Origin of the sequence: Chryseolinea sp. H1M3-3, assembly GCF_029360725.1 — a bacterium.
GTDB lineage: Bacteria > Bacteroidota > Bacteroidia > Cytophagales > Cyclobacteriaceae > Chryseolinea.
The window spans coordinates 227,493-250,530 of the sequence record NZ_JARKMY010000001.1 but is presented as its reverse complement, the minus strand read 5'-3'; the positions used below and the strand labels follow the sequence as shown (position 1 = coordinate 250,530).

17 protein-coding genes are annotated in these 23,038 nt (G+C 41.5%); 14 read left to right on the top strand and 3 right to left on the bottom strand.

Annotated features, from left to right (window positions below; all coding sequences use genetic code 11):
- Positions 1–25: 25 nt before the first annotated feature.
- From mraZ to P2W71_RS00915, 14 genes are all read left to right on the top strand, one after another.
- Complete coding sequence (gene mraZ / locus P2W71_RS00980; RefSeq protein ID WP_276365843.1) at positions 26–469, top strand: division/cell wall cluster transcriptional repressor MraZ; 444 nt, start codon at positions 26–28, stop codon at positions 467–469.
- A gap of 92 nt (positions 470–561) precedes the next feature.
- Complete coding sequence (gene rsmH, locus P2W71_RS00975) at positions 562–1,467, top strand: 16S rRNA (cytosine(1402)-N(4))-methyltransferase RsmH (protein WP_276365841.1); 906 nt, start codon at positions 562–564, stop codon at positions 1,465–1,467.
- Between the two features lie 62 nt (positions 1,468–1,529).
- Positions 1,530–1,913 carry an FtsL-like putative cell division protein gene (locus P2W71_RS00970; RefSeq protein WP_276365840.1) on the top strand — a complete coding sequence of 128 codons (384 nt, stop codon included), beginning with the start codon at positions 1,530–1,532 and terminating at the stop codon, positions 1,911–1,913.
- On the top strand, positions 1,903–3,993 hold the full coding sequence (locus P2W71_RS00965) for a penicillin-binding protein (RefSeq protein ID WP_276365839.1): 2,091 nt from the start codon (positions 1,903–1,905) through the stop codon (positions 3,991–3,993). Before P2W71_RS00970 ends, P2W71_RS00965 begins: the two co-directional genes overlap by 11 nt.
- Before the next feature lie 61 nt (positions 3,994–4,054).
- Positions 4,055–5,518 carry a UDP-N-acetylmuramoyl-L-alanyl-D-glutamate--2,6-diaminopimelate ligase gene (locus P2W71_RS00960; RefSeq protein WP_276365837.1) on the top strand — a complete coding sequence of 488 codons (1,464 nt, stop codon included), beginning with the start codon at positions 4,055–4,057 and terminating at the stop codon, positions 5,516–5,518.
- A gap of 3 nt (positions 5,519–5,521) precedes the next feature.
- Positions 5,522–6,751, top strand: a complete 1,230-nt coding sequence (gene mraY / locus P2W71_RS00955; protein ID WP_276365835.1) for a phospho-N-acetylmuramoyl-pentapeptide-transferase — start codon at positions 5,522–5,524, stop codon at positions 6,749–6,751.
- A complete protein-coding gene (murD, locus tag P2W71_RS00950) occupies positions 6,748–8,109 on the top strand; it encodes a UDP-N-acetylmuramoyl-L-alanine--D-glutamate ligase (protein WP_276365832.1) in 1,362 nt (453 codons plus the stop codon). Before mraY ends, murD begins: the two co-directional genes overlap by 4 nt.
- Positions 8,106–9,275, top strand: a complete 1,170-nt coding sequence (locus P2W71_RS00945) for a putative peptidoglycan glycosyltransferase FtsW (protein ID WP_276365829.1) — start codon at positions 8,106–8,108, stop codon at positions 9,273–9,275. Before murD ends, P2W71_RS00945 begins: the two co-directional genes overlap by 4 nt.
- Positions 9,276–9,280: 5 nt before the next feature.
- Positions 9,281–10,507, top strand: a complete 1,227-nt coding sequence (gene murG / locus P2W71_RS00940; RefSeq protein ID WP_276365824.1) for an undecaprenyldiphospho-muramoylpentapeptide beta-N-acetylglucosaminyltransferase — start codon at positions 9,281–9,283, stop codon at positions 10,505–10,507.
- A gap of 5 nt (positions 10,508–10,512) precedes the next feature.
- Positions 10,513–11,907, top strand: coding sequence for a UDP-N-acetylmuramate--L-alanine ligase (gene murC, locus P2W71_RS00935; RefSeq protein WP_276365821.1), 1,395 nt, complete (start codon positions 10,513–10,515; stop codon positions 11,905–11,907).
- Positions 11,897–12,667 (top strand): cell division protein FtsQ, encoded by a 771-nt coding sequence (locus tag P2W71_RS00930; protein WP_276365816.1) that lies wholly within the window; start codon positions 11,897–11,899, stop codon positions 12,665–12,667. The genes murC and P2W71_RS00930 overlap by 11 nt, the downstream gene beginning before the upstream one ends.
- Before the next feature lie 36 nt (positions 12,668–12,703).
- A complete protein-coding gene (gene ftsA / locus P2W71_RS00925; RefSeq protein ID WP_276365813.1) occupies positions 12,704–14,011 on the top strand; it encodes a cell division protein FtsA in 1,308 nt (435 codons plus the stop codon).
- A 78-nt stretch (positions 14,012–14,089) separates the two neighbouring features.
- Positions 14,090–15,658 (top strand): cell division protein FtsZ, encoded by a 1,569-nt coding sequence (gene ftsZ, locus P2W71_RS00920; RefSeq protein WP_276365810.1) that lies wholly within the window; start codon positions 14,090–14,092, stop codon positions 15,656–15,658.
- Between the two features lie 341 nt (positions 15,659–15,999).
- Positions 16,000–18,939, top strand: coding sequence for a PD-(D/E)XK nuclease family protein (locus tag P2W71_RS00915; RefSeq protein ID WP_276365807.1), 2,940 nt, complete (start codon positions 16,000–16,002; stop codon positions 18,937–18,939).
- A gap of 51 nt (positions 18,940–18,990) precedes the next feature.
- Here the strand turns inward: P2W71_RS00915 and uvrB are convergent, their stop codons facing one another.
- The 3 genes from uvrB to P2W71_RS00900 all read right to left on the bottom strand — a co-directional run bounded on the left by uvrB (position 18,991) and on the right by P2W71_RS00900 (position 23,036).
- On the bottom strand, positions 18,991–21,012 hold the full coding sequence (gene uvrB, locus P2W71_RS00910) for an excinuclease ABC subunit UvrB (protein WP_276365804.1): 2,022 nt from the start codon (positions 21,010–21,012) through the stop codon (positions 18,991–18,993).
- A 336-nt stretch (positions 21,013–21,348) separates the two neighbouring features.
- The gene (locus tag P2W71_RS00905; protein ID WP_276365801.1) at positions 21,349–22,092 is read right to left on the bottom strand and encodes a shikimate dehydrogenase; all 744 of its coding nucleotides are present in this window, start codon (positions 22,090–22,092) and stop codon (positions 21,349–21,351) included.
- A gap of 2 nt (positions 22,093–22,094) precedes the next feature.
- Positions 22,095–23,036, bottom strand: coding sequence for a DUF368 domain-containing protein (locus P2W71_RS00900; RefSeq protein ID WP_276365798.1), 942 nt, complete (start codon positions 23,034–23,036; stop codon positions 22,095–22,097).
- Positions 23,037–23,038 lie beyond the last annotated feature (2 nt).

The following is a 23,038-nucleotide window of genomic DNA, read 5'->3' as shown; positions in this document are numbered from 1 at the left end:
GGAGTAAAAGACAACCACTACGTCTATGACCTTCTTCACCGGTAGATATGATAGTAAGCTAGATTCCAAAGGCAGACTCGTTTTGCCTTCCAAATTCAAGGCACAGTTGCCTGGAGAGGAAGGTCATGAACTCGTTATCCAAATGGGATTTGAGCCTCATCTAAATATTTACCCAATGCTGGAGTTCAAAAAAGTAATGTCAAAAGTTTCGGGATTGAGTGACTTCAACGAGGAGAACCGACAGTTACAACTGAATTTCTTTTCCAGCATCACCATGGTTGAATTAGATGACAATGGTCGTTTTCTGATCCCCAAGAATATGCTCTCGTACGCGCAACTTCAGAAAGATGTGATCTTCATTGGGATGGGAACCAAAATAGTGCTTTGGGATCCAGCCACATATGAAAAGCATTTGATCAGAGACCAGCGTGAATACTCGAAGTTGGCTGAAAAGCATCTTGACAAGTAAGTAACGTCAAGCGGCAAGTCTGGCTTCGAATGTAAGATGATAGGTTTTGAAAGAATAATCGGATTGAAATTTAAAACTTATCATTTGTGGCTATGAGTAATTATCATCAGCCGGTTATGTTGCACGAATGCATCGAAGCGTTACAGATACAGGCGGAAGGGACGTATGTAGATGTCACTTTTGGCGGAGGTGGACACAGTTTAAAAATTCTTGAGAAGTTGGAAGGTGGCCGCTTGATCGCATTTGATCAGGATGAAGATGCTAAACACGAAGCTGAAAAAATCAAGGATCGTTCTTTTACATTTTGTCAAGCGAATTTCATGTACATGAAAAGGTATTTGAAATTAAACGGAGTTACTGCTGTCAATGGTATTCTTGCCGACCTGGGAATATCCTCGCATCAGATCGATTCACCGGAACGTGGTTTTTCAACACGATTTGATGGTCCGCTGGATATGCGAATGGATAAAACAATATCACTCACGGCTGCTAAAGTATTGAATGAATACCATGAAGATCAACTCCACAAGATCTTTGGGATGTATGGTGAACTGAAGAACGCGAAAACCGCTGCAAAGCTCGTTACTCAACGGAGGGTAACAAATCCTTTTCAGAGAACGGAGGATTTAAAAGCAGCGCTTCAGCCCATAGCCCCCAGGGGTAAGGAGAATAAATATTTCGCCCAGGTGTTTCAAGCCCTTCGCATTGAAGTCAATGAAGAAATGAAAGCGCTTGAAGATTTTTTGCACCAATGTGGCGATGTGATTGCCGAAGGCGGCCGGTTGGTAGTGATGTCGTACCATTCGCTTGAAGATCGGATGGTGAAGAACTACATCAACAAGGGAAAAGTATTTGGTGAAGTCGATAAAGATTTTTTTGGAAATGAATTAAAACCGTTCAAAGCTATTAATCGAAAACCGATTGAAGCTTCGGAGGAAGAAGTAGAACATAATAAAAGAGCACGAAGTGCAAAGTTGCGTGTAGCTGAGAAGATATAACCTTAATCCGTTAATCTGGATGCACTTACATTAACAGCAAACGGTAACCATTTTGAATAAGAATGACAGGAAATAAGTTTAAAATCAAACCTAAAACAAAAAGCAAAGGACTTGCCAGTGGCGTCTTTGCGGGTATTGAAAGGAGGCTAAAACTTGAAAATTATTTTGAAGAAGGTTTCCCGGTTAAATATCTGCCTAAGATCTTATTTGTGTTAGCACTGGGATTGATTTACATCAGCAATACGCATTACGCTGAAAAGACCGTGCGCAAGATTAATATCATTCAGGCTGAAGTTGAAGATTTACGCGCGGACTATACAACATTGAAATCGGATCTCATGTTTGCCAGCAAGCAATCAGAGGTAGCAAAAAAAGTAAAAGATCTTGAATTAAAAGAAAGTTTATCACCGCCTTTTAAAATCGAAATACCAGAAGGTGAATATTAAGAAGTCCATATTACTCAGAGTCCGTGTAGCATTTTTATTTGCTGTACTCTTTGCGATCGCAATTGTCGTGAAGACTGCGCACATACAATTTGCAGAAGGGGAGAAGTGGGAAGCAATGGGTGAGCGAATATCATTTGACTACAAAAGAGTAAAAGCTACGCGCGGAAATATTTATTCAGACAATGGAAGCCTGTTAGCCACATCATTACCATTTTATAAAGTGGCTTTTGATGCAACGCTTCCTAACGATGATATTTTTAACAAAGGTGTAGATTCACTTGCATATAATCTCTCGCGTTTCTTCAAGGATAAATCCAAGACCGATTATCGTCGAATGTTGATTGATGCACGTAAGTCGGGAAAGCAATACATTATTCTTAATCGAAAGCGGATTGATTACCAGGAGAAAAAGATGATGATGACATGGCCCATCTTCCGCGAGGGAAGACTTCGTGGCGGTACCATTTTTGAAAAGGTCGATATCCGTTATAGACCGTTTTCCAATTTGAGTGGACGAACGATAGGGTATGTTAACGAAAATGACAAAGGAGTAGGACTTGAATACAGCTTCAACAAGCAGCTAGGTGGACAGGATGGCTATGCTTATTATCAGAAAATTGCCGGAGGTGTTTGGAAACCAATTTTTGATGCGAATAATGTCAAAGCTGTTAACGGCCTGGATATACAAACTACGCTGGACATTAATTTACAAGACGTAGCAGAAACTGCGCTGTATAAAGCCATGAAGCAACATGATGCTGCAGATGGACTTATCGTTGTGATGGAGGTTAAAACCGGCGCTATTAAGGCAATATCAAATTTAAGCTCCGACGGACATGGCAACTTCCATGAGAAATACAATTTTGCGGCAGCTCAATTATTTGAACCGGGCTCTACATTCAAGTTGGTCACGATGATGGCGCTTTTGGAAGACAGCCCGATAGAGTTAAGTGACAGCATTGATACTGGAAATGGTGAGTTTGACTTTTACAATAAAACCGTTCGCGATCATGAAGAAGGCGGGTTGGGAACAGTTTCTATTCAGGAAGCTTTTGAGCATTCCTCGAACGTTGCAATGGCTAAGTTAGTGGATAAACATTTTGGATTAAGGCCGCAGAAGTTTGTAGACTATATTGATCAGTTGAAGCTGTCCAAACCACTCGGTCTTCAGATCATCGGTGAACCAACTCCGAAAATAAAACGTCCGGGGCAAAAAGGTTGGAGTGGAATAAGCCTGCCATGGATGGCATATGGTTACGGATTTGAAATTACTCCCTTACACACCCTCGCGTTGTATAATGCTGTGGCTAATGATGGTGAAATGATAAAGCCTGTTTTTGTCAAGTCGGTAAAACATGCCGACCAAGAGGAAGACGTTTTTGATACACAAGTCATTAATAAAAAGATTTGCTCTACCAAGACCCTTAACAAACTGAAACTTCTGCTGGAAGGCGTAGTTGAAAATGGAACAGCAAAAAATATAAAGGGAACACATTATCGAATAGCTGGAAAAACCGGTACGGCACAAATTCTTGAGAAAGGACGCTATACACGGAAATACATAACATCTTTTGTGGGGTATTTTCCGGCTCACCAACCCAAGTATAGTGCCATTGTACTTATCAAAAACCCGCGAGGATGGCATCAATATGGAAGTAGTGTTGCTGCACCGGTGTTTAAAGAAGTTGCCGACAATATATATGCACGCGATATTAACCTGCATCGGCCCTTGGATACAAAGAAATTTGTTGCGCAGGATAAGCTTCCCGTCATACGGGCCGGAAACCAACACGAGTTAACCATGCTCTGCAACGCATTGGGTATATCAAACAGATCATTAACTGAGGAGGAGTGGGTGAAATCTGCCAGCAATGGCGGTAGCGTAAAGTGGAAAAAAGCAATTCACGGTAGGGATATTGTTCCGGACGTCACCGGTATGACGTTTCGCGATGCGATTTATCTGCTTGAGAATTCTGGCCTAAGTGTCTCTTACGAAGGAAAAGGTAGGGTGATTAGGCAATCTTTAAATCCAGGGGGGCGAATAGAAAAAGGTAGCAGAATTTTTATAAGACTCGGATAGACGACACTCCTCTCACACATCACACCAATCACAACGATAACTAAAGGACTACAACCAATCAGTGCCTGAATTAAAAGACATACTCTACAAAGTATCCCTCACGTCTAGCTACGGTGATATGACTGTGGATATTAAAGGAATTTGCTTTGATTCACGGCAAGTCAAACCGGGATTTCTTTTTATTGCGGTGAAAGGAACACAGTCTGATGGACACCAATACATCTCAAAAGCTGCTGAGATGGGCGCCGTGGCCGTTGTATGTGAGAAATCCACTGAGGAGATCATGGGCAAAGCTACTGTTGTCACGGTAAAGAGTAGCAGTCAGGCGTTAGGTATCATTGCGTCAAATTATTACGAAAACCCATCTGAAAAATTAAAGCTCACAGGTGTTACAGGAACTAACGGAAAGACTACTGTAGCGACGTTGTTGTTTAAACTGTTCACCGAATTGGGTCACAAATGCGGACTCATATCAACGGTAGAGAACCGAATTGTAGATGAAATTATTCCCTCGACGCATACGACACCTGATCCTATACAATTAAATGAATTGCTGAAGCGGATGGTCGATAGCGCTTGTACCCATGTATTCATGGAGGTAAGTTCTCACGCCATTGATCAGGAACGTATTGCGGGATTGAAATTTGTCGGGGCCTTGTTCACGAATATCACGCACGATCACCTTGATTATCATCACACTTTCGAAAATTACATCAAGGCCAAGAAAAAGTATTTTGATGAACTGACTACAGATGCATTTGCTTTAGTCAACGCCGACGACAAGCGTGGGATGGTCATGCTGCAAAACACAAAAGCTACGAAGTATTCGTTTGGATTGAAAAAGATGGTGGACTTCAAAGCAAAGATCATCACCAACTCTATAGAGGGCCTTGAACTTGAGATCGCCGGAAAAACAGTTTGGTTTAAACTGATTGGCGATTTTAATGCTTATAACCTACTGGCTGTATACGGAGCAGCTGTTTTGTTAGGCGAGGATTCTGACGATGTGCTGGTAAAGTTGTCTTCTTTAAAAGGCGCCGTAGGAAGATTCGAGCTGGTGCTTCCTGGCTCAAAGAAAGTTGCAATTGTTGACTATGCCCACACTCCCGATGCGTTAAAGAATGTGCTTGAGACAATAGCGCAATTCAGATCTGGAAATGAGAAGGTAATAACTGTGGTGGGCTGCGGCGGAAACCGTGATAAAACCAAGCGACCGATGATGGCGTCAATTGCTTGCCGCTTGAGTGATAAAGTAGTACTGACCTCAGATAATCCCAGAAATGAAGACCCGATGGAAATTATCAAGGATATGCAGACCGGTGTGATGCCAACAGAAGCTCGCAAGACTTTAATAATACCCGATCGCGAAGAGGCTATTAAGACGGCATGTATGTTGGCTCAAGACAAAGATATTATTCTCATTGCCGGCAAAGGGCATGAAACATACCAAGAGATCAAGGGAGTAAAACATCCTTTCGATGATAGGGAAGTAGTTGAACGAATGTTAAGATTAACAAGCAATTAACGCATGCTATATTACTTATTTGACTATCTCGACAAATTGGATGTACCTGGTGCTGGTGTATTTCAGTACATCTCTTTCAGAGCCGGTATGGCTGCGTTTATCTCCTTATTGATTACCATCACCTTTGGTAAGAACCTGATAAACATTCTTAGGAAAAAACAAGTAGGTGAAGAAATTCGTGACCTCGGACTCGAAGGACAAGTCCAAAAAAAGGGCACACCCACGATGGGTGGCATCATTATTATCGCGGCCATTCTTGTTCCCACGCTACTGTTTGCCAGGCTTGACAACATCTATGTGATTCTTTTAGTCGCAGCAACCTGCTGGCTAGGCTTAATTGGTTTCTTAGACGACTATATTAAAGTATTCAGAAAGAATAAGAAGGGGCTTGCCGGAAGATTCAAAATTATTGGACAGATAGGCATTGGGTTAATCGTCGGCTTCACGCTTTATTTTAACACGCAAGTGGTGGTTCGCGAAGTAAATCAAGATTCGCGGGTTCCAGGTGTTGTTGAAAACGCCAATGGAGAGCTTGACAGCAGCATTCAATACACAGATGTTAAGTCCACGAAAACTACAGTACCATTTCTTAAAAATAATGAGTTCGATTACAGCACCTTAGTGCCGTTTATTCCTGTCGACTACACTTGGATTGTTTATGTAATTGTTGTGATCTTAATCATCACGGCAGTTTCCAATGGAGCAAATATAACTGATGGGATTGATGGGCTGGCTGCTGGAACTTCGGCGATTATCGGACTTACCATTGCCATCCTTGCATATTTGTCTGGCCGTATCGACTTCAGCGACTATCTCAATGTTATGTACATTCCTAATCTGGGTGAGTTAGTGGTATTTTGTACAGCCTTTGTTGGTGCATGTCTTGGGTTCTTATGGTATAACGCTTATCCCGCTCAGGTTTTTATGGGAGATACCGGAAGCTTGACTCTTGGGGGTGTAATTGCAGTATTAGCCCTCGCGGTTCGAAAAGAATTATTGATACCGATACTTTGTGGAATTTTTTTGGTAGAAAATCTTTCGGTCATTATCCAGGTCTCATATTTCAAATACACGAAGAAGAAGTATGGTGAAGGAAGAAGAATTTTTTTAATGTCGCCCTTGCATCACCACTATCAAAAGAAAAATATTCACGAGGCAAAAATTGTAACGAGGTTTTGGATCGTGGGAATTTTATTGGCAATCATATCGCTGGCAACTTTAAAACTTAGATGAGCGAAAGAGTAGTCATATTGGGCGCAGGAGAAAGCGGAACGGGTGCAGCATTGCTCGCGAAACAGAAGGGTTTTGACGTATTTGTTTCCGATCAAGGGCCAATTAAGGACAAATACAAGACTGAACTTCTGGACAGTAATATTTTATTCGAGGAAAATCTGCATTCGGAGGAGAAAATTCTCAATGCTTCTTTCATCATCAAGAGTCCAGGCATTCCTTATAAAACTGAAATCATAAAAAAAGCGAAGGCTGCTTCAATTTCAATTATTGATGAAATAGAATTTGCGTCGCTTTATACCGATGCTAAAATCATTGCTATTACGGGAACCAATGGAAAGACTACCACCACATTATTGACCTATCATTTAATGAAGGAGGCTGGCTTTAATGTGGCGCTAGCCGGTAATGTTGGATTCAGCATGGCGCGGCAGGTGGCTACTCAGAAATTTGATTGGTATGTATTGGAAATGAGCAGCTTTCAACTTGACGGAATAAAAACATTTAAACCTGAGATCGGTATATTGTTAAACATTACTCCTGATCATCTAGATCGATACGAATATCTGCTGGACAATTATATCAATTCAAAGTTTCAGTTGATCCAGAATATGGGACCCGAACAACATTTTATTTATTATGTGAATGATCCCATTATAGAACGTGAAGTCACAAAGCGGACGCTTATTCCAAAGCAGATACCTGTATCGTTGTCGCCGTCATCAAAGGCACCTGTCCATTTTGACGGAGAGAAGATGGATTTCCGGCTGAAGGAAAATTTTAGAATTGCGCAATCAGAAACGACGTTAAAAGGTCCGCATAATTTAATCAACACCATGTCTGCAGTATCTGCTGTTTTTATTGCGGGGATTCCATTGAATAGGATTCAATCCGGATTGAAGACTTTTAAGAATGCACCACATCGCCTTGAATTGGTGGCATCGATAAACGGAGTTGAGTTTGTGAACGATTCGAAAGCAACCAATGTAGACTCGGTAGTATATGGTCTGGGTAGTTATGAAAAATCTTTAATCTGGATCGCTGGTGGAGTCGATAAAGGGAATGACTACAATCTCATCAAAGATGAAGTAAAAAAGAAAGTCAAAGTGCTGATCTGTTTAGGAAAGGATAACACTAAGCTCAGAAAGGCATTTGACGATGTGGTGAAAGAAATTTATGAAACACAGAGTGTAACGGACCTTGTTCGTCACGCACTTCAAGTAGCAAAGGCTGGCGACGTAGTTTTACTTTCACCTGCATGTGCGAGTTTTGATCTTTTCAAAAATTATGAAGATCGGGGAGATCAGTTTAGAAAGGCTGTATTGGATTTAAAAAAAGAAGTGGAGGGCCAACATTCATGAATAAGTTTAAAACATGGGCCGATGAAAATTTACAAGGCGATCGCGTGATCTGGGCAGTTGTATTTGCGCTGTCCCTCATTAGTATTCTGGTTGTTTACAGTTCTATAGGGACATTGGCTTACAAGCGTACCGAGAGCCCTGAGAGCTTCTTGATCAAACACACTTTAACGGTATTAATTGGCGTTGCCGCGATGTGGTTTGCCCATCGCGTAGATTACAGGTACTACTCTAAGCTTTCGAAGTTCGCTTTATGGATTAGCATACCGTTGCTCATCTATACTTTCACAAATGGCGTTACGATCAATGATGCAGCACGATGGATTCACGTTCCCATTATTGGATCTTTTCAGCCGTCTGATTTCGCCAGCTTGGCATTGATCGTAAATCTTGCAAGCATGCTTTCAAAGCGCCAGCAAAATATCGATGACATCAAGGAATCGTTGATACCGATTCTATTTTGGTGCGGTGTGATATGTGGATTGATTGCGTTAACGAATTTGTCAACTGCAGTGCTTCTTTTTCTTACGTGTATGCTGGTCATGTTCATAGGCAGAGTTCCTACGAAATACTTGGCCATGCTTGTTTTTGTTGGCGTCCTGTTTGGAGCGTTGGCGGTAAAATTTGGTGTGCGCGGTGAGACTGCACGCAACCGCATTACCAATTTTATGAATGGTAATGAATTACCTTTTCAGGCGAAGCATGCACGCATCGCGGTGGCTACTGGTGGTGTAACAGGCAAAGGGCCTGGAAACAGTGATCAGCGAAATATATTGCCACATCCATATTCAGATTTTGTGTACGCTATTGTCATTGAAGAGTATGGGATGGCCGGAGGTGTTATTGTGATCATGTTATACCTCGTGCTTTTACATCGCGGAATGAAAGCGGCATACAACAGTGACAAAGCATTTGGAGGGCTGCTATCTGCCGGATTGAGTTTCGATTTGGTGTGTCAGGCGCTGGTCAACATGGGAGTAGTCGTAGGGTTAGGGCCTATCACTGGTCAACCTTTACCACTCGTATCCATGGGCGGTACCTCAATGGTGTTTACTGGTTTAGCAGTAGGGATCATTCTCAGCGTAAGCCGGGGAGAACGTGATCAGGAATGGAAACCAAAAGCGGGAGAAAAAGAAAATAGAAACATGGCGACTGCAAAGGCAGCTTAATTGGAATGAGTAAATCACAACCATATCGTTTGATAGTAAGTGGTGGTGGCACAGGAGGTCATATTTTTCCTGCTGTCGCTATTGCAAACGAATTTCGTTCGCGATATCCAAGTGCAGAGATTCTTTTTATTGGCGCTCAAGGCCGGATGGAAATGACACGCGTGCCTGAAGCAGGCTACAAAATTATTGGCTTATGGATTAGTGGTCTACAACGGAAGCTAACCTTTTCGAATTTATTGTTCCCGGTGAAACTTATCGTGAGCTATTTCCGTGCACGTCAAATTGTAAATCAATTTAAACCTGATGTGGTGGTTGGAACGGGTGGGTATGCAAGTGGGCCCATAATGATAGCAGCAACACGCAAAGGAATACCTACCGTTATACAGGAGCAAAATTCTTTTGCTGGTCTGGCCAACAAACAAGTCGCCAACAAAGCCAGCCGCGTTTGTGTAGCGTATGAAGGAATGGAGAAATATTTCCCAGCAGCAAAAATTGTTATCACCGGTAACCCGGTGCGCAAAGACATATTGAGCCTTGAATCAAAAAGGGATCAGGCTCTTGCGCATTTTGGTTTTAGCGCACAGTATAAGACGCTTCTTATTATTGGTGGTAGCCTTGGGGCCCGCACCATCAATGAGAGTGTCATCGCTGGAATTGACAAACTGTTGGAGGCACAGATCCAGGTGCTTTGGCAAACAGGTAAGGGCTATTACCAGGCATATAAAGAAAGACTGTCAAAATATGATTTGCGAAAAATAAGAGTTCAGGATTTTATGCGTGAAATGGATTTGGCCTACGCTGTCGCCGATGTCATTATTTCTCGGTCAGGTGCTTTAAGTGTTTCTGAAATTTGTGTCGCGAAGAAACCCGTGATACTTGTTCCATCGCCAAATGTTGCCGAAGATCATCAAACAAAAAATGCAAAAGCACTTGCCGAAAAAGATGCAGCCATTATGATCGCTGATAAAGATGCACAGTCATCTCTAATAGATACTGCATTAAAGTTGATCTTCGACAATGCCCGCATAACTAAATTAAAAGAGAATATCGCCAAACTCGCTAAGCCTAATGCAACGAACGAGATCGTGAATGAGATTGAAAAGCTTATTAGTCACGAAGGTGTTGAAGGACACATGCAGTCGTATAAATTTTCAGGAAGAAGCTCTGATCTTGAAGATAACAATACGAAGACATTACAAACAGTAGTAGTAAGAAGCAAGTATCAAAAATAGATAAAGTGAAGTTAGAGGATTACCATAATATTTATTTTTTAGGCATCGGCGGAATCGGGATGAGCGCCTTGGGACGCTGGTTCCTGAAAAAAGGATTAAATGTTTCCGGGTATGACCGTACAGTAACCACGTTGACCAGTGATCTGCAAAAAGAAGGAATGGTTATCCATTTTGAAGATAACGTAAATAACATTCCTAAAGAGGTTATCGAGCAAAAGGATAAAACACTTGTGATTTTTACTCCGGCTATTCCTAAGAACCATGCGGAATATAACTACTTGAAGGATAACGAATATACGATTCTCAAGCGTTCCGAAGTTCTTGGCTTAATAACCAAGGGATATAAAACGGTCGCTGTTGCTGGCACGCATGGAAAAACCACCACTTCTTCCATGATTGCGCATATTCTGAAGGTTGCTGGAAAAAGCATGGTTGGATTTCTAGGTGGTATTACTACTAATTATAATTCTAACCTGGTAATGCATGGGGAAATATCAAACGATACGCTCGTGGTTGTTGAAGCTGATGAGTTTGATCGTTCCTTTCTTAGATTATATCCGCAGATCGCGGTTGTGACATCTGCGGACGCCGATCACCTGGATATTTATGGCGACCACGAGAGCCTGGTCCAATCATTCAAGGATTTTATCGGGCAAATTAATAAGGGTGGAGAGTTAATTATTCACGAGTCAATTGCTGAAAAACTTTCAAGTGATGCCGATCATGTTAGCAAGAAGAATTATAGCATGAGTCGTGGACAGTTTTTTGCCAGCAACATTACGGCGAAGGGTGGATTTTTTGAGTTTGACCTGCAAGGCTTCAAAACGGTAGAGCACGTAAGGCTTGGTGTACCTGGTTTTCATAACATCGAGAATGCAATTGCAGCATCAATTGCGGCGGCTCTATGTGGTGTTTCTACCAAAACTATTCGACAGGCACTCGAATCATTCAAAGGGGTGAAGAGAAGATTTGAGTATATCGTAAAAGGAAAACGCATCGTGTATGTGGATGACTATGCACATCATCCCACTGAAATTGAAGCTTTCCTAAGGTCAATGAAATCATTGTACCCAGGACGAAAACTAACGGTTATTTTTCAGCCGCACTTATATTCCCGTACACGAGATTTTGCTGAAGGATTTTCCAAAAGCTTAAGCTTGGCTGATGAGCTGTTTCTCATGGACATTTATCCGGCCAGAGAATTACCCATACCCGGTGTGGACTCCGACATGTTGATGGAAAAAATTACCAGTCCCGTCAAAGTACGCTGTGGAAAAGAAGACTTGATGAAGAAGCTTGAAGGTGTGGAAGTGGATGTGATTGTAACGGTGGGGGCAGGCGATATTGATACATTTGTAGAACCCATTAGAAAGATGTTAAACAAGAAGTATGAAGTTTAAATTTAAGTTTAACCTGCGTCGTGAGCTTAAAATTATTGCTGCTCTGTTGATTGTAGTGGTTATTATTTCATTTACGGAAAGAAAGCAGGGTGATGTGTCAATTAAGGATATCACTATTAAAATAGATAACGTCCAGGAGAATCATTTCTTAGATGAGTCGGACATTCTCGATCTCATGCAGCTAAAAAAAGAAAACTTAGCCGGTACAAGTGTTGATCGCGTGAATCTTAAGGGAATTGAAAGTAAGATTAAAAAACAACCCTTTATTAAAAAGGCGGATCTGTACAGTGATCTTAAAGGAAATTTGGTCGTGCGCGCTGAGTTACGCAGACCCGTTGCGCGTATTGTCAGAAATGACGGGCCCGATGGATATATCGCAGAGGACGGAACCATCATGCCCGTGTCCGACAAGTTTACATCACGCGTCGTTTTGGTCAGTGGCAATTATATTTCTCAGATACTGAAACAAAACAATATGCATGATAAAGAGGAAACTCAAAAAATCATGGCTCTCATTAACAGGATACGTGAGGATGAATTTTGGAATGCACAGATCGCCCAGTTGGATATTGACAGCAAATCACGGATCACAATATTTCCGCAAGTTGGAGATGAGAAAATTGAATTTGGAAAGCCTGATGATATGGAAGTTAAATTTAAGAAGCTTATGATCTTCTATAAAGAAATTCTTCCCCGCACCGGATGGAATAAATACAACCGGGTCAACTTAGAATATGAAGGTCAGATTGTAACCGAATAAAACATTTAAGAAACCACTAATAATCTCATCACAACCATGGAACACGAAAAAATAGTAGTCGGACTGGACATAGGTACTACAAAAATCTGTGTGATTGTCGGCCGTAAAAATGAATTTGGCAAATTAGAAGTACTCGGAATGGGTAAAGCCGAATCGGAAGGTGTCGTAAAAGGAATTGTATTCAATATTGATAAAACCGTATATGCAATTGAGAAAGCTATACGTGAAGCTGGCGATCAAGCGGGTATTGACATTGCTGTAGTAAATGTGGGGATTGCAGGTCAGCACATACGAAGCTTCATTCAACACGGTGGCATTACACGTACTTCTAAAGAAGACGAAATTACAATTGACGACGTAGAGCGTCTTACACAGGATATGTATCGCATGGTTGTTCCTCCCGGCAGCCAGATCATTCACGTCATGCCTCAGGATTACATGGTTGACTATGAAGATGGAATTAAGGAACCCGTGGGAATGTCTGGTGTACGATTGGAAGCCGACTTTCACATCATCACGGCCCAAACAAATGCAATCAATAATGTAAACAAATGCGTCCGCCGCGGTGGTCTTGAAATTCAGGATCTTATTCTTGAACCGTTGGCCTCTAGCCTGGCCGTACTAAATGACGAAGAGAAAGAGGCCGGTGTTTGTTTGATAGACATCGGAGGAGGCACAACAGATATTGCCATTTTTTACGACAACATTATTCGTCACACGGCGGTGATTCCCTTTGGCGGTAACATTGTTACTAATGACATCAAACAAGGTTTGATGGTTCTACCCCAACAGGCTGAACAATTGAAAACCCGTTTTGGAAAGGCTATTGCGGAAGAAGCAAGCCCGAATGAAATTGTTTCAATTCCGGGTATTCGAAACAGAGCTGCAAAGGAAATCTCTGTAAAAAATCTTTCTAACATCATACAGGCAAGAATGGAAGAAGTCATAGAGATGGCACACGCTGAAATAATCAGTTCCGGATTCGAGAACAGATTGGCTGGCGGTATTGTCATCACCGGTGGAGGTGCTCAGTTGAGCAATCTCAAGCAATTAGTCGAATATATGACTGGTATGGATACACGTATCGGGTACCCTAACGAACATCTTGGCAAGAGTAAAATCGAATCGGTAAAAAGTCCGATGTATGCTACTGCTGTCGGTTTAGTTCTTGCGGGTTTTCGCTCTCTCGATGAAAGAGAAGATCGCTACAAAGAAGCTCGCGAAATGGTAAGAGCTACGAAAGTGAAGAAGCCTGTCGGAGCCTCCAAAAATTTCTTCAACGAAATTTTGAATAAAACCAAAAGTTTGCTGATTGACGATTTGGATGGAAAGAATGAGTATTGAGACAAAAAACTTTCTGGTTCTAAATATTCGGAGAGTTTAGATTAACCATTAAAACAACCACTAAAAAAAAGAATAATCATGTTTGAAACTGGATCCTACAAATTTGAGATCCCCAAAGCTAATAACCTTCAATCCATCATCAAGGTGATCGGAGTAGGTGGGGGAGGAAGCAATGCAGTAAACCACATGTATAAACAAGGCATTAAAGATGTTGAGTTTATTGTATGTAACACCGATAATCAGGCGCTAAGCAATAGCCCGATTCCGCATAAACTTCAAATTGGCGCAAACCTTACGGAAGGTCTTGGTTGTGGTGCTAATCCTGAAGTTGGAAAGAATGCAGCACTGGAAAGTAAAGAACAGATCCGGGAAATGCTGGTTGGTACAAAAATGCTTTTCGTAACGGCCGGGATGGGCGGCGGAACAGGAACTGGAGCAGCTCCCGTAATTGCTAAAATTGCCAAGGACATGGATATCCTCACTGTGGGTATTGTGACGGCGCCATTTTCTTTTGAAGGAAAGAAAAAAATGGGTCAGGCAAATCTTGGACTGGAATCACTTCGCCAAAATTGCGATACAGTAATCGTGATTCTGAACGACAAACTTCGTGAGATTTTTGGAAACCTTTCGATAGGTCAGGCATTTGCCCAAGCGGACAATATATTAACAACTGCGGCGAAAGGCATAGCAGAAATCATTACGCTTGCCGGATATGTTAACGTTGACTTCCAGGATGTTCGTACGGTAATGCACAACGCAGGCGCGGCTGTAATGGGCTCTGCGGAAACACGCGGCGAAAATCGCGCACGTAAAGCTGCTGAAGGAGCACTTGCTTCACCATTGCTTGACAATCGTGATATTATGGGGGCTAAAAGAATATTGCTCTCGATTATCTCTGGAGAAGAAGCAGAACTACAGATGGATGAACTTTCAGAAATCACGCAATACATTCAGGATGAAGCAGGCGATGATGCCGAAATGATTTTTGGTCATGGCGTCGATCCCGACTTAGGAGATCGTATACGAGTGACGGTCATCGCTACCGGCTTTCAAAGTGAGTCTCAGGTGATGCCTCGCGTTCAGGAAAAAAAAGTGCATGACCTGGATCGTTCTCAGGGATGGCTTTTTACACCAGATAACTCAGTCAATGAAAATAATGACCTGGAGGTTAGAAGGAAAGTTGAGGTAAAACCTGAAATCAAACCGGAAGTCAAACCGGAAGTAAAGGAAGAGAAACCAGTGGAGCGTGAGATGATATTCGCCGGACCGTTCAACAAAGTTGAGGAGCCTGTTAATGAAGAAGATGAAGGTGAGGACAGCCTGCTCAACGATGATGATTTTGATAACGTCACTGAAAGATACGGTGATCAGGTCGTAAACGATGAGGGCATGATGGAATTACGCTCTACGAAACAACGTTTGCAACAACAAGCGGAACTCAGAAAAGAAACCCTTAAGCAAACGCGGAAGCATGAAATGACGAAAGAAGAATTTAATGAGAAGTGGGCATTGCCTGCCTACCTGCGCCGAGGTGTTAACATGCAGGATGTTCCGCATTCATCCCAGTCTTTTATTTCGAAGTACAATTTAAATGATGATAATAATATATTGGGCAACAATAAGTTTTTGCATGACAATGTTGACTAATATTCAGATTAAGGAACAATTTCAAAACAGTTCATTGATCTAAAAGGCATGGCATTTTTAGCACGACTGGTGTTTACTCCATTCGTAGTGGTTGTTGGTGGTAAATAATTTTTTGCCGGTGCTGGAATGCCAATTTTTAAAGTGATGAGGCGCCTATTTTTTATTTGCAATTAAGCTCAGCAAATGGCGCGAAGAGTATAAATGCCGAACTTAACCGTTCGGCATTTGTATTTTTGGACCTTTAACGTTCCGTTAGAATTTTTTTATGCCACTGCGGGTTTACCAGTTAGGTTGACTATTTTACAATTTATTATTTGAAGAATTAGCCCGCATTCATTTAAATGAAGCCTTTTCTCGCCGAACTAGCACAGACCATTTATACGAAGTATCGATCATTCGATAAACTCACGATTGTATTTCCAAACAGGAGAGCTATTCTTTATTTCAGAAAACACTTAAGTGCCTTACTCAACAAACCAACCTTTGCACCTAAGTTGGTGACTATCGAAGATTATCTGACGAGCCTTTCGGCCTTGAAAATTCCAGACAAACTGGAGCTCATTCATCGTCTCTATGATGTGTACAATACGACAGTCTTGCAAGCACAGAAATCTACCGCACCAGAGCCATTTCACCAGTTTTATTTTTGGGGAGAAATGTTACTGAGAGATTTTGACGAGGCTGATAAGTATTTGGTAGAGGTTGGTTTGTTGTTCAAGGACCTTCGTCACCAAAAGGAACTTGATTCCAGTTTTGATTATCTCACCGAAGAACAACGCAAATTTCTCACAAGCTTTTGGGGAACGTTTGAGGATAATCTAACAGAGAACAAAAAGAAGTTTTTAAATGTATGGAATAAGCTTCATTTGCTTTATGAAACCTATGTTAATAAACTTCTTCTGGAAGGAATCGCTTACGAAGGTATGCTGCAGCGAAGCGTAGCCGTAAAAATTGAAGAGGTGTTGAAGGGGTATAGCCACCCCGTTATTTTTGCCGGCTTTAACGCCCTTACCAAAGCCGAAGAAAAGATAATTAGTTATCATATCCAGCAAGGAATATCGGAAGTGTATTGGGATGTTGATGAGTATTATGTTAATAACAATACGCAAGAAGCTGGGAAATTTTTTAGAGAATATCAGGACCATCCGTATTTTGGAAAAACATTTCCCCAGGATATTCCATCTAATTTTAGTTTCGGGTCCCAGGAAAAAGGCGCGATGGGAATCGCACAACAAAAGAAATTTGGTGACAAATTACTTCGGGTTTTTGGTGCGGCACAACCCGTGGGCCAAACAAAGGTTATGGCGCAGGTTCTGCAGGAAGAATTTGAAAAAGGCACCAATCCGGAAGACACCATTATCGTTTTGCCCGACGAAAATCTTTTACTTCCTGTTCTACATAGCGTCTCTGGATGTGTAGAAAAACTGAATGTTACCATGGGGTTTCCCATTGGTGCAACGCCAGTTTTTAATTTGATAGAACTATTGATTGAATTGCAGATCAACAGGAACAGCAGCGATTTCAACCATAGGCAAGTGTTGGCGTTAATGGGTCACTCTTATTTCATTGCAGAAAATCCGGGCGTTTCCAATGCTAAACGAAAAGAAATATTAAGTAGAAACTGGGTGTACATACCATCCGGATACCTGGCCTCAGAAACACCCTTGCATCGGTTGGTTTTTATAACGGTGGAGGGTAGCATTCTTTCGTATTTACGGTCTATTATTACTGAAATCGGCGCGCTCAAGTCAATTAACGATTTTGATAAAGAATACATTCTTCATTTTATAAAGCTTCTTAACCGGATGGAGGATATCATGGGAGATGCTTATCGTATTCCAACGGCCGACGATCATTCGAAGACAACAATAAAACAACAAACGAAAGCATTCAATACTTCTTTAAGGGCATTTCTGCGCCTATTCAGACAGTTAGTTCAGTCTCATCGCATTCCATTTAATGGCGAGCCGTTAAAAGGTTTGCAGGTGATGGGCGTCTTGGAGACAAGAAATCTGGATTTTAAAAATGTATTTATCCTTTCTTTGAACGAAGGGTCATTTCCATCTTTTACGAACAAAAGTTCATACATACCTTTTAGCATCAGGAAAGCTTACGGTATGCCTACTGCCGAACACCAGGATGCGATGTATGCTTATCTGTTTTATAGGATGTTGCAACGTGCAGAAAATGTTTTTTTATTTTACAACACTGAAACAGATGTATTGGGGCAGGGTGAAAGCAGCCGTTATTTAAAACAACTCATGTATGAAAGCGGCCTGACCATTGAAAGAAGAATACTTCACGATCCGATCCAACCCAGTATTGTCAACCCGATTGTTGTCCAAAAGGACCCTCAGGTAATTGAGGCACTGGTGAAACTAAGCGAAGGCAACGGAAGATTCAAAGGTATTTCACCTTCTGCGCTAAACACATACATTGAATGCAGGCTTCGGTTTTATCTCAGGCATGTAGCTAAAGTAAGAGAGCCTGATGAAGTTGAAGAAGATCTTGACGCCCGGGTGTTGGGAAATTTCTTGCATGAAGTTATGGAGCGCTTTTATTATAACATTCAGAAAAAGAAAAATAAGCAGCGCATTGAAGCAAAAGATTTTGACAACGCCGAAGTTGTAGTTGACAGTCTTATTGATCAGGTATTTATTAAGGCTTATCAACTTGCGCCGGGCCAACCAGTGGAATATGAAGGACAACGATTGGTTGTGCGTGAAGTTGTCAAGCGTTTCGCGCATCGCATTCTCGATTTGGACAAAGCTTATGCACCCTTTGATATTGAAATCCTCGAGCAAGGTGGCTTGGATTATAAGGTATCGATCGACCAATATCCGGGAACAGCTTTGATCAGCGGAAAAATCGACAGGGTCGATCGAAAGGATAATTTAATTCGCGTCATTGATTATAAAACCGGTAAAGATAAACTTGATTTTACGAGCATAGCGTCGCTGTTTAGCCGTGATGCAAAACGAAATAAGGCAGCATTTCAAACACTGCTTTATGCCCTGCTATACAAGTCAAACACTTCGCAGACTTCGTACAAAATTGTACCCGGCCTGATCAACAGGATGAACCTGTTTGATAAGAATTTTAAATTCGGATTAAAGGTTGGGAAAAATTTCGTGGAAGATGTTGAACCACTTCTTCCCGAGTTTAGTCAACACTTAAAAACATTGGTAGAAGATCTTTACAATCCGGCTGTGCCTTTTGATCAAACACCAGATCTTGAACTTTGTAAATTCTGCCCTTATCAGAGAATATGCTATCGTTGATTCTTGGTTTTCGTTTTTAATCATCAAAATGTCAAGTGAAGTAAAACGAAATTATCTTGCCTCTATCATCTTTTGAAGCGCCATATACTCGTCACGAAGTTTGGCAGCTTCCATAAATTCAAGCTCTTTCGCGGCTTTTTCCATAGCCTTTCTCGTACGATCAGCCATTTTCACCAGTTCTTCTTTAGAGAGATATGCTACAACGGGATCTGCTGCTAAAGTAGTTTCTTCACTTTCAACGTAATAGTTTTTAACTGATTTTTTAGAGTCGGCGACTTTCGTTTGAACCATAATAGCATCCTTTGACTTCAATATCGTTCTTGGAACGATTCCGTGCGCTAGGTTATAGTCCATCTGAATCTTTCTGCGGCGGTTAGTTTCATCGATAGCGGTTTGCATGGATTCGGTAATAGTATCCGCATACATGATCACGCGGCCATTCTCATTGCGTGCGGCCCGGCCGATGGTTTGTACCAGCGACCGTTGATTTCTAAGAAAACCTTCCTTATCCGCATCCAGGATCGCGACAAGGGAGACTTCCGGCAGATCAAGACCTTCTCTCAATAGATTTACCCCTACCAATACATCAAAAATACCTAGTCGTAATTCACGAAGTATTTCGACACGGTCAAGGGTCGCAACCTCCGAGTGTATGTAACGGCATTTAATTCCTACGCGATCCATGTACTTGGTTAGTTCTTCCGCCATGCGTTTTGTTAATGTCGTAACCAAAACCCGTTCATTCTTTTTTACTCGTTCGTCAATCTCCTCCAATAAGTCGTCAATTTGATTCTTGCTGGGACGAACATCGATTTCAGGATCGAGTAGTCCGGTGGGCCGGATGATCTGTTCAACTACCACGCCTTCGGATTTTCGAAGCTCGTATTCCGACGGTGTAGCACTGACATAAATCGCCTGATTCACCAAGGTCTCAAATTCATTAAACGTTAAAGGGCGATTGTCTAACGCAGAGGGTAGACGAAATCCATAGTCTACTAAATTGACTTTTCGCGAGCGGTCGCCACCCCACATCGCTCTTACCTGGGGTATCGTTACATGGCTTTCATCTACAACTAAAAGAAAATCATCCGGGAAGTAGTCAATTAGACAGAAGGGGCGATCACCTGGTTTCCGCCGGTCAAAATAACGCGAATAATTTTCAACACCCGAGCAGTATCCAAGTTCACGCATCATCTCCAGATCAAATTCTGTTCTTTCTTTCAAGCGTTTGGCTTCCAGGTGCCGGCGTTCATGTTCAAACATGCCGACTTGCGCTACCATATCATCCTGAATTTCCCGAATGGCTTGATGGAGTGTTGATTTTCCCGTGACGAAAAGATTCGCTGGGAAAATTGTCACTACCGTTTCGTCCGATATTTTTTTTCCGCTTACCGGGTCGATTCGTTGGATCGATTCAATTTCATCGCCCCAAAAATAAATGCGGACTGCGTAATCAGCATAAGCTAGAAAAATGTCAACCGTATCACCCTTTACCCGAAATGTTCCGCGTTTGAAATCCAATTCAGTTCGATTGTAAAGTATGTCAACTAACGCAAACAAAAGTTTGTTTCTGGAGACAACTTCTCCCACTTTTAGTTTAATCACGTTCTTTCCGAATTCTTCCGGATTTCCAATTCCATATATACAGGAAACAGAAGCAACAACAATTACATCGCGCCGACCAGTCAGTAGGGAAGAGGTGGCACTTAATCGAAGTTTTTCAATTTCTTCATTGATGGAAAGATCCTTTTCAATATACAGATTAGACGAAGGAATGAATGCCTCAGGCTGGTAATAGTCATAGTATGAAATAAAGTATTCAACAGCATTCTCAGGAAAGAACTGTTTGAACTCACCATACAACTGAGCAGCAAGTGTTTTGTTATGACTCAATACAAGGGTAGGCCGATTCGTACGCGCAATAACATTTGCCATGGTGAATGTCTTTCCAGACCCCGTAACCCCTAATAGTGTTTGATGAGGTTCTCCTTCTTCGACACCTTTTGTGAGTTGGCGAATAGCCTCCGGCTGATCTCCCGTTGGTTCGTATTGACTTGTGAGTTTAAATTCCATGGATCACTCTTTTGATAATATGGATCACACTTTTGATAATTAAGAAACGAACATTTTTAGTTTTATCATTCAATTCCATCTTCCCTCTTCGTAAACCTGATTGCCTGCGCCGGATAGTTAATAATGTTGAGTGAGTGAAAAAAGTTCACTTTCAAAAGGCATTGCTTGGTGATCGCCGATATATCTACTGAATACTATGTGGTACACGCAAGCGTTATCTTATTAAGATGCATTACGCAAAACTCATCAAGATTGTTGGAGAGGCTCTAAATAATAATGAAAAGATTCAAGATCATCGGTGGGCCGCACCCAAGTTAAACTTTGAAAAACCTGAGCTTAGTTATTCCAAATCAACCACGATTTTTCCGCCTGAACGTGTAGCATCTCCAATCCATTTTTTATGGTAGCGCTACGCATTTCTGCTTTTTGCAAAAACATGGTTCTGGCCGGATTGTAGATCAAATCGTAAACATAATGCTCGGGTCCAATTTGTTCGAAATCAATGGCGGGCATAGTCTCCGTATTGGGACTCATACCGAGAGGCGTGGTGTTGATGATAAGATGCGATTCGCTAATTATCTTCGGATGCTTTTCTAAATACTCGTAAGTAAGAATTCCTTTTTTTGCTTCGCGAGAAACAAGATTGTATTCGATCTTTAATTTTTTTAAGGCTTCCTGCACGGCTTTAGAGGATCCGCCAGTACCGAGGATGAGTGCTTTAAATTTTTTATTCTTTGGAAGCCATTTTTCAATTGTTTCGAGGAAAGCTTCGGAGTCGGTGTTATACCCTTTAAGCTTACCATCTTTAATTTTGATGACATTGACAGCGCCAATTTTTTTTGCAAAACCATCGACTTCATCCAGATATTTTATTACCTGTTCTTTGTAAGGAATGGTCACATTAAGTCCAGTAAGTCCTTTGGTATCTTTAAGCAGCGTTTCAATGTCTGTTATACTTTTAAGAGGGAACAATTCGTAATGGTAATCCCGAAGACCTTCCCTAAAAAACTTTTCATCAAAATACGATTTTGAGAAGGAGTGACTAACAGTTGCACCGATTAGTCCAAATACTTTTTCCATGTTCAGAATGTTGTTTTACGCCGTGAGGCAATCTTTTCTATTAAAATCACAATAAAAACTCCAAGCGCCATCATTAATATCGCCTGAAAAAGCTGAGGGTCTTTTCCGGTGGTTTCAAAATAATTCCAAGGTAGAATACTTCTGTCAAATGCTGGCACCTGCTCGCCTTTTCTGTTCGTTACAAATTCCAACACTTCTCTCCATGGCCATACTTTATTTAAAAATCCTAACATAACTCCGGTTAAAATGGCTATGGTAACTCGCCGGAATTTAGTAAAGAAACGACTCAAAAGTTTTGAAACTCCAATAAGCCCTGAAACAAATCCCGTTGCAAATATCAGAATTACCGTAATATTAAACTCAGCAAAGGCAGATGTAAGGAATCCAAACTGTCCCAAGGCTATTAGAATAAAGGTAAAGGATATCCCTGGAATAAATGCTATGGCACCTGCCAGTGATCCCATAAAAAACAACATCCATAATGACCTTGGTGTTTGAAACGGTGGCAGAAATGAAAGCGCGTACGCTATGATGATTGCAGCTAGAAAACCAATAATGGCTACGCTGTCCCATTTTTTGATTTCCTCTCGCATAACAAGAGGTGCCGCCATGATAATAAGACTAAAGAAAAAAGCACCAATAAGAATGGGATTGTGCTTCAGCCCGTAAAGGATAACTCTAGCGATGGTTAAAAAACTTGTTAAAATTCCGGCGAGTACGGTGAGCAAGAAATTACCATTGATGAGTTTCCAAAATTCATTGAATTTCTTATTCACGAGAAGTTTGATGGACTCGCGGTTAATGGAATTTAGCGAGCTGATCAATTCTTCATAAATACCTGTTAAAAGTGCTGCGGTACTACCTGATACGCCCGGTATAACTTCTGCCGCCCCCATACAAATACCTTTGACATACAAGAAAATATAGTCTTGTTTCTTTCTCAAAA